At 52.4% G+C, this 15,811-nt stretch carries 15 protein-coding genes; 6 read left to right on the top strand and 9 right to left on the bottom strand.

The annotated features are described in order from the left end of the window. Positions 1-11: 11 nt before the first annotated feature. Positions 12-1,226: a beta-ketoacyl-ACP synthase I gene (gene fabB / locus ACXAG2_RS17680; RefSeq protein ID WP_119501829.1), complete on the bottom strand. Its 1,215-nt coding sequence runs from the start codon at positions 1,224-1,226 to the stop codon at positions 12-14. A gap of 270 nt (positions 1,227-1,496) precedes the next feature. Here fabB and mnmC point away from each other — a divergent pair, with 270 nt between their 5' ends. Next, positions 1,497-3,485, top strand: coding sequence for a bifunctional tRNA (5-methylaminomethyl-2-thiouridine)(34)-methyltransferase MnmC2/FAD-dependent 5-carboxymethylaminomethyl-2-thiouridine(34) oxidoreductase MnmC1 (gene mnmC / locus ACXAG2_RS17675; RefSeq protein WP_474869153.1), 1,989 nt, complete (start codon positions 1,497-1,499; stop codon positions 3,483-3,485). Between the two features lie 162 nt (positions 3,486-3,647). On the opposite strand, the gene ACXAG2_RS17670 is transcribed toward mnmC, so the two are convergent. The 6 genes from ACXAG2_RS17670 to ACXAG2_RS17645 all read right to left on the bottom strand — a co-directional run bounded on the left by ACXAG2_RS17670 (position 3,648) and on the right by ACXAG2_RS17645 (position 8,090). Further along, positions 3,648-4,520, bottom strand: a complete 873-nt coding sequence (locus tag ACXAG2_RS17670) for a FlgO family outer membrane protein (RefSeq protein WP_474869150.1) — start codon at positions 4,518-4,520, stop codon at positions 3,648-3,650. A gap of 4 nt (positions 4,521-4,524) precedes the next feature. After that, positions 4,525-5,277: a FlgO family outer membrane protein gene (locus ACXAG2_RS17665; protein WP_474869147.1), complete on the bottom strand. Its 753-nt coding sequence runs from the start codon at positions 5,275-5,277 to the stop codon at positions 4,525-4,527. Beyond that, complete coding sequence (locus tag ACXAG2_RS17660; RefSeq protein ID WP_119501833.1) at positions 5,277-5,900, bottom strand: FlgO family outer membrane protein; 624 nt, start codon at positions 5,898-5,900, stop codon at positions 5,277-5,279. Before ACXAG2_RS17660 ends, ACXAG2_RS17665 begins: the two co-directional genes overlap by 1 nt. Before the next feature lie 190 nt (positions 5,901-6,090). Beyond that, positions 6,091-6,390: a YfcL family protein gene (locus ACXAG2_RS17655; RefSeq protein ID WP_349587696.1), complete on the bottom strand. Its 300-nt coding sequence runs from the start codon at positions 6,388-6,390 to the stop codon at positions 6,091-6,093. Positions 6,391-6,399: 9 nt separating this feature from the next. Beyond that, entirely contained in the window at positions 6,400-7,527 is a 1,128-nt protein-coding gene (locus ACXAG2_RS17650) for an ATP-NAD kinase family protein (protein ID WP_474869145.1), read from the bottom strand. After that, the gene (locus ACXAG2_RS17645) at positions 7,524-8,090 is read right to left on the bottom strand and encodes an elongation factor P hydroxylase (RefSeq protein WP_474869230.1); all 567 of its coding nucleotides are present in this window, start codon (positions 8,088-8,090) and stop codon (positions 7,524-7,526) included. Before ACXAG2_RS17645 ends, ACXAG2_RS17650 begins: the two co-directional genes overlap by 4 nt. A gap of 141 nt (positions 8,091-8,231) precedes the next feature. Here ACXAG2_RS17645 and ACXAG2_RS17640 point away from each other — a divergent pair, with 141 nt between their 5' ends. Genes ACXAG2_RS17640 through ACXAG2_RS17630 form a run of 3 tightly spaced genes read left to right on the top strand, consistent with a single transcriptional unit; the run spans position 8,232 to position 10,487 of the window. Beyond that, positions 8,232-8,942: a DUF8198 family protein gene (locus ACXAG2_RS17640; RefSeq protein ID WP_474846463.1), complete on the top strand. Its 711-nt coding sequence runs from the start codon at positions 8,232-8,234 to the stop codon at positions 8,940-8,942. Then, positions 8,926-9,384 carry an acyl-CoA thioesterase gene (locus ACXAG2_RS17635; RefSeq protein ID WP_474846465.1) on the top strand — a complete coding sequence of 153 codons (459 nt, stop codon included), beginning with the start codon at positions 8,926-8,928 and terminating at the stop codon, positions 9,382-9,384. The genes ACXAG2_RS17640 and ACXAG2_RS17635 overlap by 17 nt, the downstream gene beginning before the upstream one ends. Further along, a complete protein-coding gene (locus tag ACXAG2_RS17630; protein WP_474869142.1) occupies positions 9,381-10,487 on the top strand; it encodes a retropepsin-like aspartic protease family protein in 1,107 nt (368 codons plus the stop codon). The genes ACXAG2_RS17635 and ACXAG2_RS17630 overlap by 4 nt, the downstream gene beginning before the upstream one ends. A gap of 40 nt (positions 10,488-10,527) precedes the next feature. Here ACXAG2_RS17630 and ACXAG2_RS17625 read toward each other — a convergent pair whose 3' ends face one another. Beyond that, positions 10,528-12,552: an oxidoreductase gene (locus tag ACXAG2_RS17625; RefSeq protein ID WP_474869140.1), complete on the bottom strand. Its 2,025-nt coding sequence runs from the start codon at positions 12,550-12,552 to the stop codon at positions 10,528-10,530. 143 nt (positions 12,553-12,695) lie between these two features. Here ACXAG2_RS17625 and ACXAG2_RS17620 point away from each other — a divergent pair, with 143 nt between their 5' ends. Then, positions 12,696-13,304 carry a TetR/AcrR family transcriptional regulator gene (locus tag ACXAG2_RS17620; protein WP_474869138.1) on the top strand — a complete coding sequence of 203 codons (609 nt, stop codon included), beginning with the start codon at positions 12,696-12,698 and terminating at the stop codon, positions 13,302-13,304. Between the two features lie 40 nt (positions 13,305-13,344). On the opposite strand, the gene ACXAG2_RS17615 is transcribed toward ACXAG2_RS17620, so the two are convergent. After that, on the bottom strand, positions 13,345-14,961 hold the full coding sequence (locus tag ACXAG2_RS17615; RefSeq protein WP_474869136.1) for a GMC family oxidoreductase: 1,617 nt from the start codon (positions 14,959-14,961) through the stop codon (positions 13,345-13,347). A 113-nt stretch (positions 14,962-15,074) separates the two neighbouring features. On the opposite strand from ACXAG2_RS17615, the gene ACXAG2_RS17610 reads away from it, so the two are divergent. Then, complete coding sequence (locus tag ACXAG2_RS17610) at positions 15,075-15,803, top strand: DUF4403 family protein (RefSeq protein WP_474846475.1); 729 nt, start codon at positions 15,075-15,077, stop codon at positions 15,801-15,803. The last annotated feature ends 8 nt before the right edge of the window (positions 15,804-15,811 follow it).

Raw genomic sequence — 15,811 nt, 5'->3', positions numbered from 1 at the left:
TGACTGCTTACTTATCCGTTGTAACGCTGCATAACCAGCGTAGCGTTTGTACCGCCGAAACCAAAGCTGTTAGACATAATGGTATTCAGGGTTGCTTCACGGGTGGCTGTCACAATGTCCAGGCCCGCCGCTGCATCGTCCAGCGTATCAATGTTGATAGACGGCGCGATGAAGTTGTTCTTCATCATCAGCAAGCTGTAAATCGCTTCATTCACACCGGCAGCACCCAGAGCATGACCAGTCAGAGACTTGGTTGCACTGATTGGCACACCGGACTGACCGAAGACTTCCTGAATAGCAGCCAGTTCCTTCACATCACCCACCGGCGTAGATGTACCGTGAGTGTTCAGATAATCGATAGGTGCATTAACATTCTGCATCGCCATCTTCATACAACGTACCGCACCTTCACCGGAAGGCGCGACCATGTCGTAGCCGTCTGACGTGGCGCCGTAACCTACCACTTCACCGTAGATGGTTGCACCACGGGCCAGAGCATGTTCCAGCTCTTCTACAACAACCATACCGCCACCACCGGAGCTGACGAAACCATCGCGGTTAGCATCATAAGTACGGGAAGCAACAGACGGGTTGTCATTGTATTTCGACGACAACGCTCCCATTGCATCAAACTGGCTGGACAGTGACCAGTGCAGTTCTTCACCGCCACCGGCAAATACCACATCCTGTTTACCCAGCTGGATCAATTCCAGGGCATTACCAATACAGTGAGCACTGGTCGCACACGCTGAAGCAATAGAATAGTTCACACCTTTAATTTTAAACGGTGTTGCCAGACAGGCTGAAACTGTAGACGCCATACAACGGGGAACCATATAAGGACCCATGCGCTTTACGCCCTTCTCACGAAGAATGTCTGCTGAAGCGACCTGATTTAACGATGACGCACCGCCGGAGCCGGCGATAATACCAGTGCGTTCATTTGAAATATCTTTTTCTTCCAAACCGGAATCAGCGATTGCCTGTTGCATTGCTACATAAGCATAAGCAGCGGCATCACCCATAAAGCGCATAACTTTACGGTCGATGTGCTCTGATAAATCAATGTCCACGTTACCCCAGACCTGGCTGCGCAGACCCATTTCAGCGAATTGCTCTGAAAAAGTGATACCTGATTTGCCTGCTTTCAATGAAGCCAGCACTTCGTCCTGATTTACACCAATGCTGGACACGATGCCCAGACCGGTAATAACTGCTCTTCTCATAACTAACCCTTTATTTTGATGGGGCATATGGTAACGATTTTCATCCGTAAACTGGTCTGCTCTTTTTACTTAACGTTTTTCCCATACCGTTTACACGTACCCTGCCCCGTCATTTGTGTCTTATCTGCCCCTGCTATGATTACCAAAAGCCGAAAACGTTCAGCTTTTCATCAACACAGAGAAAACAGGCTTCAACCCCGCGTGTTTGCTTTGCTCAATGTATCATGCAAGGTATGATCACCCAATGTTTGTCTTGCAGAATATCAAAACGTGAAATCCCGCACTGCGCAAGTTTATTTTAATGACAGCGGCACTCCGGTTGCTGACGACTTCGATGACGTCTATTTTTCCAACGACAGTGGCATTGATGAAACCCATCATGTGTTTATTGCCGGTAACGATATTCCGGCGCGCTGGCTGGCACATACCCGCCGCGACTTTGTTATTGCGGAAACCGGTTTTGGCACCGGCCTGAATTGCCTGGTGGCAATGCAGGCCTTCGCTGCGTTCAGAGCAGAGCATCCTGAGCACCCGCTGAAACAGCTGTTTATCCTCTCAACAGAAAAATTCCCCATGGCCAGAGACGATCTGGCCAGGGCACTGACCGCATTTCCGGTATTAGAGGAGGCAGCAAAGGCGCTGTTGAATAACTATCCCCTATCCATTCAGGGTTGCCACAGACTTCACTTTGATGAATTTCACACCACGCTGGATTTATGGATTGGCGATGTACATGAATTACTGCCCCAATGGCACGTACCGCCCCGCGGGTTGATTGATGCCTGGTTTCTGGACGGTTTTGCGCCCGGTAAAAACCCGGACATGTGGACGGAAGCTTTGTTTTCACAAATGGCCAGAGTATCCAGACAAGGCGCAACCTTCGGCACGTTTACCGCAGCAGGGATTGTGAAACGGGGCCTGAGAGACGCCGGTTTTGTTGTTGAAAAACGTAAAGGTTTTGGCCGCAAGCGCGACATGCTGGGCGGATATTTTGATGGCCAGCACTCAGCTCCCGCCGCACCGCCTTACTCCCGTTTTAATAACGATGCAGTCACGGCAAACCACCGCCTGGCAATTATCGGCGGCGGACTGGCAGCAGCAACTCTGGCCCGGAGCCTGAGCCGTACAGGGATCTCTGCCACAGTCTTGTGTGCAGATGAAACCCTTGCTCAGGGCGCATCGGGTAATCCTCAGGGTGGTTTTTATCCTCAGCTTCACAGTGAGGCGAGTATTGCCAGTCAAATTCAGGCTCACGGTTTTTTATACGCCAGCCGGGTGTACCGGCAGTTACCGGAGCCTTTTACACACGACTGGTGTGGCGTACTGCAACTTAATTTCAGCGAAACGGTAGGTGAACGACAGGCTAAATTGCTGGACAGCGAAGTCTGGCCTGAAGCACTTGTATGCGCCATATCTCAGCAGGATGCCAGTGATTTTGCCGGTGTTCCGTTGCCCGCCGGCGGACTGCACATACCGTTGGGTGGCTGGGTTTGCCCGCCGGAACTGGTCAGTGCGTTAATTGCCGGCTGCGACGAAAATATCCGGGTTCAAACCGGCGCAAAGGTCACTGCTGTTACTGAACAGGAAGATGGCGTCACCCTTTGTGTTAACGGAAAAGAACAGCACTTTGATTACGCGGTCATTGCCACCGGTGCTGACAGTATCCATATTCCGCAGATGACGGCATTGCCACTTCGTCCCGTGCGGGGTCAGGTAGAGGCTATTCCCGGCCAGCCATCAGTCAGTGCATTGCGTACCGTACTTTGTCATAAAGGCTACATGACACCACAAATGGATAACCGCCATGCTCTGGGGTCTACCTATGGAAAAGATGATACCCGGTGTGATGTGCGTGAAAGCGACACACAGACAAATCTGGCGACACATAAAAAAGCAATGGGGGCAGACAGCTGGGTAGCGCAGCTTCAACACGACGAAAAAGCCAGAGCAGCAATCCGTCTGACATTGCCGGATCACCAGCCCGCAAGCGGACAACTGTTGAGTAATGACGTGTTGTACGAAGAATACCGCGCCCTGAGCACCGGAAAGCCACTCAGCAGCCAGACACAGCCGCCTGCCGGCAGACTGTTCACTTTAACCGGACTCGGCTCAAGAGGGTTAACTACGGCGCCGTTAATGGCGCAAATTTTGACAGGCCAGTTAACTCATACACCGCTACCGGCACCGGAGTCTTTACTTCAGGCAACCGCACCGCAAAGGTTTGCTATCAGAAATTCAATCAGAGGAGTGGCGCCCTGAGCCGGGCAGAGTGCTATGGAGATGGTTGAGTCATAACACCATGCCGGCGCAGAGCGGCAATTTGAATGTGGCATTCAAACGCCAGTATGAATAATAATCCAGCCTGCCCCGATAGGAAAGTATTTATCGGTGGCCGGCGGGAAATCTCATACTAAAAGATGACTATTTTCCGGTTTGGCTGCCGCTGTTCAGCGCAGTAACCATAAAAGACGGAACAAGCAGACTGGTACTGGCGACAACCTGATGCTTATCAACGGACACAATACGTGCATTGACCCGCACACCTCTGGGCTCTTCGATAAGGGTACCGGTGAGAATATGATCCATCTGCATTGAGCGGCTCTGTATTTCGCCGGTCCGTGTCATGGCCAGATCGCCAAACGGCGTGACTGTCAACGCATCAGCCATTTTAAAATCGACAATACCCACACCAAAACTCTGCAATTCTGCGATGAGCAGTTCAGCCAGCTGATTTCCCATCACTGTGGTTTCCTGCAGCGACCGGTTCAGCCTTACGAAGCTTGCCACACCGATTAAATCGTTGCTGCTAAGCTCTGTAGCAGAGTCCATCAGTTGCATTGCCAGTTGGGATGCATAGTCTGCCAGCGCTTTGTGTGTTCTGTCCGGCTGATAGCCGGTTACAAGAGGATCGTGCCACTCAACCGCTACCGGCCCTGTCTGTTCACTGGCCTCCGGGTTACGGTCACGGGAATCAGGCCGGTATTGCCATTGTGCTGTCTCAGGCACCGCTGCCATGTTCACCGGTGCGTTGCTCTCAGGTGCAATGTCCTCTGGTGCAGCATGTGTCACCACATCAGCCTGCGGATAGGAAGTCGCTTCTGACGTTGAAGATGAAGCCGCACTGTCACCCGGCGGTTGCGCAGGCTGCGTGTGAGCATCACCCTCACCATCCATGTAAGCATGGTAGTGTTCATCAATGGTGGTACAGGCGGAGAGCCCGGCTACCAGCATAACAGCCAGTAAACGGCCTGATATTACTGTGATAGCCGGAACTGAAGGTTTGGCAAACGTCATCGTCTTAACCCCGTGTCAGCTTCACACCATCCCGGATGCCACTTTTACCGTTGCTGTCGCTGGGAATAAGCGCATCCACGACATAAAACGGTATAAGTAACTGGGCGGACGCCACCACAGCGCGGCTTTCTATGCCGAGAATACGCGCGTTTACCAGTACCCCGCCCTGATGCTTCGCCATCGTGCCGGTGAGAACGTAATCAATGGGCAGGCTGCTGTTTAAGTCGAGATAGTCACGGCTCAGCAGAAAATCACCGCTGTCTGTTACTCTGATGTAATCTGTTGCTTTAAAATCCACTACCGGAATGCGATATTTATGCAGTTCGTGCATAAACGATTCAGCCATCTGATGACCCAGTAAATTGGTGTGCTGGAGATCAGAGTCCAGCATAGCGAAATTGGTTACCGCCACCGGCGTTTTATTGGTGACGTACTCCATGTTGGAAACCAGGTCCTGAGTCATGTTCTTGACATAATCGCCAACATGACGGTTCAGAGGACGGCCCTGATAGGCTCCCTGCACACTGCTGTACAGAGGCGGCTGGCCAATAGCACCGAAACTGTCAGCTTCGTCTTCAGGCTCTGCGGCGACAACTTCAGCGCGATCTTCAGCACGCACATCAATGACATTCATCACCGGCTCAGCTGCACCCGGCTGCGCTTCTGCGGTCTCTTCATCGCTGAGCAGAGAGCAACCTGAAATACTGACCAGCATTGCTGCCATGGCAATCATATTGCGTTGAAAAATCATTGGCATTACCCCTTATCCTCAGTTCTGTACAGCCGCCCGTTCCGGGTCGTGATCTTTTCTTCTTCCCAGAACAAGCCTTCAGGAAAGAAACGTGTCGCAGCAGCCACGACATCTTTTGTTCTGGCGTTTATCACTCTGGCGTTAACCATAGCACCGGCCTGCTGGCGGACAATGGTGCCGGTGATATAAAAATCGACCCGTTCGATGCCGGGAAGTTGTTCGATATCCCGGGTGAGTACGCGGTCTGCATACTCTCCCATTATTATATCGTCCGTGAGCTTAAACTCTTGAGTGGTAAAGCCCCGTTTTGCGGCTTCAGTGATCAACCCCTCTTCAAGTTGATGGCCAAGCATCATCAGCGGGTCCTGCTGTTTGCTGTTCCAGCTCATGGTATCTGCCGGCACAAAACCGGTAACGGCATATTTCGCCTGACGTGAAGGACGCAGCTGCGCAAACAGCTCATTCGCCAGTACGTAAGTGTGGTACTCCATATTGCCTAATGCAGGTAACGCCATATTTTCTTCCTGCATCACCACCGAAGGACTCTCTCCGGCACAGCCTCCGAGCATTAAACTGCCTGCTGCCAGCCATGCTGCAGGGACTGTCTTTTTCAGATATTTAGTACTCATTACTCCGGCCCGTTAACCCGCCATTTATTGTCTGCTTAGGTATTCGCAATTTTCGTACCATGTGGGAACGTCAAAGATGTGGCGGGGCAGAGGGGAATTCAGTAACCGGTAAGCGGGTTTTAAGGCGGCGGGAAAGAGGTGAAGCGGCAAGAGTCTGCCGCTTCAGGGAAAAGCTGTCATCAGGTAGTAACTATTTTGCACTGGCAAGAAGACGTTGCCAGAGCGCCATGACCAGCCGCTGATCCTCATCTTCCAGTTCTTTATTATCAAAAGCAGCTTGTAAACTGCCCTGCATTGCTTCGTCCAGGGTGGCCAGGCTCGCATCAGGCTGCATTTCCTGTTGTCTGGCAATCACCGCAAAATGACCTTGCAGGTAGCTGGCAATAAACAGTTCATCGTCACTACCATGATCAACAACACCATCCAGCGCGTCTTCGATGTGTCCGGATTGCCCGATAAATTCAGTGGGGGCGGCGGCGGGAAATTCCATAAAGTCTCCTTATTTTGCAGGATACAGCACTTTGTCCCGGTATCCGGTGATCACCGGAAAATAGCCGGCAAGTGCGGTATCTAATTCAGCGTCACCGGTATCGAGCCGCAGAGGGCGGCCATCCAGAGACTGTAATTTGGTTTTTGTAGCGGTGATCAGCACATTTTCCTTCCCTGTACGGCGGATAAATGACGGTGAGAGTTGCTGGTTCCCACGGCCAAAAATATGCCCCTGACCACCAATCACTGTAATGACCAGTTTAACCGGCTGGCCGTCAGTAAGTTCAAGCAGCTGTACCGCTGTCACATCCGACGCCACCAGTTCTCCGTCTTTCACGACATCGACGCCCAGCAGCGTATTATCCAGACCCATTGAATCCATAATTGCGGCCACGGTGGAACCCGATCCCATCACGAAAAACGTGTCCGGCTCATCTTCAATGGTTTCACGGATAAAGGCCGCGATATCTTCCAGCACCAGTTCATCACTTTCCTTGCCGCCGGCTTTGACGGCCTGAACGTAGGTCAGTGAATCCGGGACCCGCATTTCACCGAAATGCTTTGCCAGTACTTTGCCCTGACGAAATGCCTCTTCGTCAATGTCACGGACTTCCGCCGGGGCTTCACTCACCAGCTCCCCGCGAACCATCATAGCCACCACTTCACCGGCAGCTACGGGGGTTACTGCATATACACCGGAGTGGATTTTACACCCGGCCGGTACGCCCAGCACAGGCGTTTGCAGCTCTGCAATCTGACACACATTTCGTGCAGTGCCGTCACCGCCGGCAAATAACAGTAAGTCGATCCCCTCAGCAAGTATGGCTTCCACCGCAGCTTCAGTGTCTTCAGCTTCAGTCTGTGCCTGTGCGGGTGTGTATACCACCTTTGCTGTCAGACCGGCCTCACGGGCACTGTTTCCACCCATTTCAGCGGAGGCGGTTATCACAGTTATCTGACCGGCAAGCGAACTGAGTACATTCAGCGCGCGGGTCATTTTAATACCCGCAAGTTGTTCCGCTCCGGCCGCCAGCGCCTGTTCACGTACCGCAGCACCGTCGCTGCCTTTGAGTGCCACCGCACCGCCAATGCCGGCAAACGGGTTAACCACCACGCCCAGACGAAATTTATCGCTCATGCTAATGCCTCTGCCCGTTCTGTAGTAACCGGCGCCGTATTAAAATGCGCCTGCAGTACTGTCATCAACATACCGGCACGGGGTGGAAACCCAGTACGGGTATATTGCACCAGTTGCTGATGCACAGCTGCGGTGAACGCTTCACGGTCAGGCTCTGCCCCGTTCAGATTATCCGTACTGACCCGGAATTGACGCCCGGCACTGAGCGTCAGAGCCCATTCCACTGCCTGCGGTTTAATTTCCACCTGTTCAAAAGCTTTCTGCTGACTGGCGTCACGGCCGTCAGGACAATACCAGTAACCATAATCTTCCAGCAGTCGCCGTTTATCACCGGCGATACACCAGTGCGCAATTTCATGCAACGCACTGGAGAAAAAACCGTGGGCAAAAACGATGCGGTGAAAAGGTACTTCATCACCCGCAGGCAAATACACCGGCTCATCATCGCCGCGCACAAGACGGGTATTCCAGTTTTCAGCGAAAGTGGCGTCAAACAGGCGGATGAGTTCGTCCACTTGCGGATCGGTATCGTCCTGCGGGGTAAACTGCATTTGTGGTTGCATCGTATTTAAGGCTGAATTTTGTTGCTGCATTCAACTCACTGACAAGCCTGAAAAGAGGTTGCGCATAGTACCAAATGCCGGTCATTCCGCCAAATCTGAGGATGAATGTGATATGTTGATGTGAACATAAGGAGAGCAGATTTGAACACCACGTCCGGTATTGTCAGGCACATCCACCGCGTGAATGCGTTGAAAAACATGGCAGAAAAAATGGGCCAGTTGCCGGCTATCCATGCCCTGCAAGAATGGCAGTGTGAACGTTTGCTGGTGACTCACGCAGATCTGGCGGCTCAGCCACAGTACCGCCAGGCTATGGCCTTTTTTACAGAAGAGCTCTACGGACCGAAAGATTTTTCACAGCGGGATGCTGATATCGTGCGGGTGATCCCGAAACTGGCAAAAGTATTGCCGGACAAAGCCATGCAGGCGCTGGATGACGCCCTTGCACTGAATGCCCTCTCTTTTGAACTGGATCAAAAGGTTGTTGAGGCACTACAGTGCCAGCCGCTTAACAACAATACCTATGCTCTGGCCTACCGTGAAGCGGGTGATAAAGCAGCAAGAACACAGCAAATTGACATCATCCGGCACCTGGGACAACAACTGGCCGCAATCATTAAAATACGGGGTATTGGTATGCTTATCTCGGTATCCCGCCGTCCGGCAAAACTGGCGGGACTTCTTTCTCTGCACGAATTTTTGCAGCGGGGATACGATACCTTCAGACAACTTGGCGATGTTGAGCGCTTTACCGGACCGGTTATTGCCCGTGAGCAACAATTAATGTTACAACTGTTTTCCGACGATTTTAGCCTTGAAAACAATCCTGTACCCCATGTACCCGAACGATGACTACCAGCCGGAATGGGCACTGCCTGCCCCTTTCGTTAAACCATGGCAAATAAACGACTCCCACATAGATCACTATCAGCACGTTAACAATGTGGCCTATCTGTCACAGCTGGAGTCGCTGGCCTGGTCACATTCAAATCATCTGGGACTGACATTCAATGATTACCGGGCATGCGGTAAAGGTATGGTGATCCACCGTCACGAACTGGACTATCTGTTACCCTGTCACGAAGGTGATACATTATTGTGTGCCACCTGGATTGTGGAATGCGACGGTAAGCTGAACCTTGAGCGACGCTTCCAGTTTGTTTGTCCCGTGCGCCGGAAAACGGTGTTTGCCGCCAGAACCCGTTTTGTTTGCGTCAATTTAAAAACCGGTGCCCCTGCGCGTATGCCTGCACCGTTTAAAAATACGTATACTGAAGCGGTGACAACGTCGTGAACAAATGGTTGCTGGCTGCCCTTGTGTTGTCTCTCACCCTTAACGGCATATTGCTGGTAACCCGCCGGGAAACCGTTACACAGCAGGTTGTGCCGCTGGCAGACAGTACTGAAGAAAGTATTCGCCCTGCTGTGCAAGCCCCCGCACCGACAAGCTTCCCCCTTTCAGCCTCAGATCCCATGCAGGAGGAAAGGCCTTCAGCGGCTACACTGCAAGCCTGGTTTAATAATGGCGATCCACGCTTTTTTCCTGCCCTCACTGCCGCCCTCAGAGACCAGCCCTATAACTGGGAATTGTTACTGCTGGAAGCAATGTGGGTAAAACGTGAGGAACCGTTAAGTGAAGCTATCATCCAGTACTACAAAATTCTTGAGCGAAACCCTCCGCCGCAGGTCGAACAGGACATCTCCGTATTGATTACCCAAATGGCAGATACCGCAGCAGAAAAGCTCCGGCTCGCCGGCGACTGGGACACCCTTGCGGCGTTTGTGGAGCCACTTTACCAGTACCGGCCGGAAGATCGTTTTTATACCCTGCAACTGGCAGAGGCGTATGGCAGACAGCAAAAATTTACGCTGATGGAAAATGTACTGGCTTCACTGCCATCTGAAGACCCGCAGGCTGAAGCGTTACGGCGTGTGCTGTATCCTCAGGCCGCAGACGCACAAAGTGAAGATACCCCGCCCACGGAGGAAGAACGTGAGGTATCCGGTAACGCATTCAGGATGCCGCTGGAACAAACCGGCGATCATTATCTCGCGCCACTGACACTTAACGGCCGCCACTCAAGATTGCTGGTAGATACCGGTGCATCGGTTACAACGGTGACGACGGAGGTATTCAGACAAGTAGCCAGACGGGGAAATTACCGGAACCTGGGAAATTTTGCAGTCAATACCGCAGGCGGCCGGGTAGACGCCCGAATGGTAACATTAAAAGAAGTAGAGTTTGGTCCGTGGCGACTGGCGGATGTATCGGTGCTGGTGCTGCCACCGGGTACGCTTGATGGCACTGAGGGGCTGTTAGGCATGAATATTCTCAAGCGGTTTCACTTCCGCATTGACCAGGCCGGGAATGCGCTGCTGCTGGATCCCATTCACTAAGCCCGGTTTTATAAAACCGGGCTTAGTCTGCTTCGAACCGTTACAAAGCCGCTGCGACTTTTGTTCCTTGCTCAATGGCCCGTTTGGCATCGAGTTCACGGGCTTCATCTGCACCGCCGATAAGATGACACGGTTTCGTCAGGCCTTCCTGCAATGCCCGCAGCGGCTCCTGTCCGGCACAAATGATCACATTATCTACCGGTAGTACCATTGACTTGCCCTCTACTGTGCAGTGAAAACCTTCATCATCAATGCGGTCATAGGTAACGCCCGCGATCATTTTCACTCCTTTCATCATAAGATTGGCGCGGTGAGACCATCCGGTAGTTTTACCCAGACCCGCGCCCACTTTGGAAGTTTTCCGCTGGAGCAGGAAGATTTCTCTGGATGACGGCTCTGGTGCAGGTTTAACCCCTTCCACACCAGCCCTTGCTGTCAGTGTCATATCCACGCCCCACTCTTTCATGAAAACGGGAATATCCAGGCTTGGCGCATTCTTCCCGTGTGACAGATACTCAGACACATCAAAACCGATCCCACCGGCACCGACTACCGCGACCCGTTTACCCACCGGTTTTTTATCTCTGATCACGTCCAGATAGGTGAGAACTTTACTGTGTTCAATCCCCTCAATATCGGGCACTCTCGGGGTAATACCGGTAGCCAGAATAACGTCATCAAAGTTGCCATTATTCAGTGTATCTGCGGTCACTCTGGTATTCAGCTGAACATCTACGCCGGTAAGCTCAAGCTGACGGGCAAAATAGCGCAGGGTTTCATTAAACTCTTCTTTGCCCGGGATCTGTCTGGCGATATTAAACTGACCGCCAATCTCAGATGCACTGTCAAACAGCGTGACTTTATGCCCCCGCCGTGCAGCGGTAGTCGCCGCCGCCAGCCCTGCAGGACCGGCCCCGACCACAGCAATATGCTTCACTGACTGCGCCGGCGAAATTTGCAGTTGCAGCTCATGACAGGCCCGCGGGTTCACCAGACAACTGGTGAGTTTGCCGTTAAAAATATGGTCCAGACACGCCTGATTGCAGCCAATACAAGTATTTATTTCATCACTGCGGTTTTGTTCAGCTTTAATAACGAACTCAGCGTCTGCCAGAAATGGCCGCGCCATGGAAACCATGTCCGCATCTCCCCGCGCCAGCACGGCCTCTGCGACCTCCGGTGTATTGATGCGGTTACAGGTTATCAGCGGTACATTGAGCGCCGCTTTAAACTTCGCAGTCACCCAGGTGAAAGCAGCCCGCGGCACCCGTGTTGAAATGGTAGGAATTCGCGCTTCATGCCAGCCGATCCCGGTATTGATAAGATTCGCGCCGGCTTCCTCAATAGCCAGCCCCAGCTTCACCACTTCATCGTATGTGGAGCCGCCTTCGACTAAGTCCAGCATGGAAAGCCGGTAAATAATGATGAAGTTATCGCCGGTGGCTTCGCGGACACGGCGCACCACTTCAACCGGCAGACGCATTCTGTTCTCATAACTGCCTCCCCAGTCATCATCACGCTGATTCGTGCGGGCTGCAATAAACTGATTCAGGAAATACCCTTCAGAACCCATGATTTCCACACCGTCATAACCGGCTTTCTGCGCCTGAGTGGCAGCAAAAATAAAGTCACTGATCTGTTGTTCGATTTCTTCTTCTGTCAGCGCTTTAGGTTTATACGGATTAATCGGCGCCTGAATAGCCGATGGCGCCACCAGTTTCTCTGAGTAGGCATAACGACCGGTATGCAGGATTTGCATACAAATTTTCCCGCCTTCTGCATGCACCGCATCCGTCACTTCACGATGATGGGCAACGGCCTTATCGGAATCCAGGCGCCGTGTGGCAGGATGGGTAGAGCCTTCTTCATTCGGTCCGATCCCACCGGTCACAATCAACGCCACACCGCCCCGGGCTCGTTCGGCATAGAATGCGGCCATGTGTTTGTGCCCGCCCGGCATTTCTTCAAGCCCGGTGTGCATAGAACCCATGATGACGCGGTTCTTTAACTGAGTGAATCCCAAATCAAGGGGGCGAAACAGATGCGGATACGTGGTGGTGCTCATGTTTAGTCCTGATGGTTGCCTGTCATTGAATTTGTAGCCAGGTTTGATGAACAACGCAAACTTGACACTGTCAAGATAACACCAATGTTGACAGTGTCAAGATTAAACGGGACACTCCGCTTACCGACTTATCAGGAAACGCTATGACTTCCGGTTCTTCTTACCATCACGGTGACTTACGCAGTGCGCTCATTGAAGCGGCCACCACTATCATTGAAGACAATGGCATAGACGCTTTGTCGCTGAGAAAGCTGGCAGAGGTAACGGGCGTATCGAGAACCGCCCCGTATCACCATTTTAAAGATAAAAATGCATTACTCAGTGCTATTGCTGCTAAAGGGTTTGACGACTGGCACGCCTCCGCCAGAGCTATTTTTGAACAGGAAGATCTGACTCCGGCTACCCGTTTCCGCCGCTTTATCCACCAGTATGTCAATTATGCCGCGAACCACCCGCAGGTCTATGAACTGATGTTCGGGCGGACGTTATGGCACAACGATCAGGCAACAGCACAATTGAAAGACATTGCTTATCCCTGCTTCCAATACCAGCTCACTATGACCCGTACCTGGCAGTCCTGTGGCCTGCTCCCTGAGGATCAGGATGCACTGAGACTGGCGCAGGTGACGTGGAGTACCCTGCACGGTATCGCAAGACTATTAATTGATGGTATTTACGCCGACGAGTCGCATATCAGCGAAATGTGCGACTGTGCCGCAGACGTGTTTATCCGCTCTGCCGGATTAAAGTAAGTCCTGAAGGCGAAGTACCTTTTGCAGAAAACCCGGCGGCTCAGGGATGGCCGGCACTGCGGATGATCAGGTCCGCCACCCGCTCGGCAATCATCACCACCGGCGCGTTGGTATTGCCCCCGGGCAACACAGGCATGACCGACGCATCTGCTACCCGCAGGCCATTAACCCCTTTTACGCGACACTGATTGTCAGTCACCGCCATTTCATCGTCTGCCGCTCCCATTTTGCAAGTGCCCACAGGATGATAGATACTTTCCGCATGCTCACGGATAAATTCGTCCAGCATTGCTTCATCGTCATTCCCTTGTGGCGGTGATAGTCGATTCCCCCGTACGTCATCGAAAGCCGCGCTGTTTACCAGCTTGTCTGCCAGAGCAACCCCCTCGAGCAGCACTTTTTTATCGTCGGGATGGGTGAGATAAGCAGGCTCGATTAGCGGATGGTCAGCAGGATGACTGCTTTGCAAAGAGATACTGCCACGGCTTTTCGGATACAAGGCACAAACGTGAACCCCGAAACCGTATCCGTAAACCGAGCGGCGGCCATGTTCAGCCAGAATGGCCGGCAGGAAATGAAATTGCAGATCCGGCTGACCGGACTGCGCCAGAGAAGAAGAAGCGAAACCGCCGGCTTCAGCAATGTTAGAAGAAAGCAGGCCACCTGATGTGAACAAATACCGGAAACCGGCTGCTATGTATGAGGGTATAGCAGAAAGGGCGACAGCATAGCCCTGACGGGACGTGCAACGGTATTGCACAATAGCGTCCAGATGATCTTGCAAGTTACGGCCTGTTCCCGGGGAGTCCGCGACCACATGCACGCCTTTTTCCATCAGCATGTCACGGGGTCCTACCCCGGAGAGCATCAGCAAATGCGGTGAATTAATTGCCCCCCCGCACAGAATGACTTCTTTACGTGCGCCGATCCGGCGACCTTTGCCTTTATACCGCACCTGCACGCCGCTGGCGGTTTTACCGGTGAAAAGTACTTTTTCAGTGAGCGTCCGGGTATGTACCGTCAGATTGGGCCGGTTCAACGCCGGTTTAAGATACGCCTGCGCCGTGGACCAGCGCCGGCCGTGCTTTTGGGTGACATCATAAAAGCCAAGCCCTTCCCGCTGTTCACGGTTGAAGTCGGTTCTGACAGGCAAACCGGCAGCATCTGCAGAATTCACAAAACACCGGGAAAGCGGATCGGTATGACGAAGCTTTTCAACTCTGAGGGGACCGCCGGTGCCATGATAAGCATCTGCGCCGCCGTGATAATCTTCTGCCTTTTTAAACCATGGCAGCACTTCGTTGTAACTCCAGCCGGCAGCGCCGGATTCAGCCCAGCGATCATAGTCTTCCCGCTGGCCGCGAATGTAGCACATGGCATTGACTGAACTGCTGCCCCCCAGGGTTTTCCCTCTGGGCCAGAAAAGTTCGCGGTCATTCAGCTCACTTTGCGGTGCAGTGAAATATCCCCAGCCAATGCTGTCAAAACGACTGAGCAAAGACAATCCGAACGGCACATGGATGAACGGATTGTTGTCTTTACCACCGGCTTCCAGCAGACACACAGTAACAGACGGATTTTCTGACAAACGGGCTGCCAGCACTGCGCCGGCAGATCCCGCTCCGGTGATCACATAATCATACTGTTCTTCAACCATACGCCACCCGCAATGTGCTTATTCAACTGCTCTTACCAGTTTAACAAATTGTCGGCTATTGTCTGTGTTTTTTATGTTACTGTAGTGACAGACTGAACCACAGGGACAGAGGATTGACACTCAGCTGGCGGGAAAAATGGAAAGTCGCCGTTTGCGGCCTGATGATAAAAACAGGCAGACTGACGTATGATGACTACACCACACAAGAACTACAGGCGTTACTGACTCCCCTGTTCCCCCGCTCTTTTCCGTTTGATGTACCGGGAGGAAAGGCCCGCCTGACTATCACGGAAGCACAGGTTCACGGTCAGGAAGAATCAAACAGGCTGGCACTGCAATGTTTTGCAGAACTCAACATTACGGTCCTCGATACCCCGCTTTACCGTGCCCATGTCATTGTCGTGATAAGCGGAACGCCGGTTTACGATATTCAAAACCATGTGATCAGTATTGAGGATCTCAAATCCGACGCTATCCAACTGGTTAATGACAACTATGCGCTGCTCAATGACACCCGCTCACTGATCCGTCAGATTGTGCCCGGGTTACAACTGGGTAAGTCACTGACTGAGTTTATCAGTGCACCTCTTCTGAATATTGCCAGTATCGCCACCACCGGCAAAACTGACCGTTTGCTGTCGTATCTGCGCCTGTATCTTGATCATAACAAACAGCGTATTCTGGACTATCACAAACCGGAAATTGATGCGGTGTTGCAGCGCCATGCTGAAACGCAGGATCTCAGCTATGCATTAGGCGGCCACTGGCGGGAAGTTGTTTTTCACCGCTGGGGAAAACAGGTATTCGTGGTCAACGGCGGGTTGAGATTCAGTTTCCGCTGAGGTTAATG

This window comes from Alteromonas sp. ABH4_456 (genome assembly GCF_056160645.1).
This window is presented reverse-complemented; position numbering and strand designations above follow the sequence as displayed.

What these genes read in the sequence shown, in the direction of transcription:
- fabB (WP_119501829.1), bottom strand. Translation starts at nt 1,226, where the DNA reads ATGAGAAGAGCAGTTATTACCGGTCTGGGCATCGTGTCCAGCATTGGT.
- ACXAG2_RS17670 (WP_474869150.1), bottom strand. Translation starts at nt 4,520, where the DNA reads ATGACGTTTGCCAAACCTTCAGTTCCGGCTATCACAGTAATATCAGGC.
- ACXAG2_RS17665 (WP_474869147.1), bottom strand. Translation starts at nt 5,277, where the DNA reads ATGCCAATGATTTTTCAACGCAATATGATTGCCATGGCAGCAATGCTG.
- ACXAG2_RS17660 (WP_119501833.1), bottom strand. Translation starts at nt 5,900, where the DNA reads ATGAGTACTAAATATCTGAAAAAGACAGTCCCTGCAGCATGGCTGGCA.
- ACXAG2_RS17655 (WP_349587696.1), bottom strand. Translation starts at nt 6,390, where the DNA reads ATGGAATTTCCCGCCGCCGCCCCCACTGAATTTATCGGGCAATCCGGA.
- ACXAG2_RS17650 (WP_474869145.1), bottom strand. Translation starts at nt 7,527, where the DNA reads ATGAGCGATAAATTTCGTCTGGGCGTGGTGGTTAACCCGTTTGCCGGC.
- ACXAG2_RS17645 (WP_474869230.1), bottom strand. Translation starts at nt 8,090, where the DNA reads ATGCAACCACAAATGCAGTTTACCCCGCAGGACGATACCGATCCGCAA.
- ACXAG2_RS17635 (WP_474846465.1), top strand. Translation starts at nt 8,926, where the DNA reads ATGTACCCGAACGATGACTACCAGCCGGAATGGGCACTGCCTGCCCCT.
- ACXAG2_RS17625 (WP_474869140.1), bottom strand. Translation starts at nt 12,552, where the DNA reads ATGAGCACCACCACGTATCCGCATCTGTTTCGCCCCCTTGATTTGGGA.
- ACXAG2_RS17620 (WP_474869138.1), top strand. Translation starts at nt 12,696, where the DNA reads ATGACTTCCGGTTCTTCTTACCATCACGGTGACTTACGCAGTGCGCTC.
- ACXAG2_RS17615 (WP_474869136.1), bottom strand. Translation starts at nt 14,961, where the DNA reads ATGGTTGAAGAACAGTATGATTATGTGATCACCGGAGCGGGATCTGCC.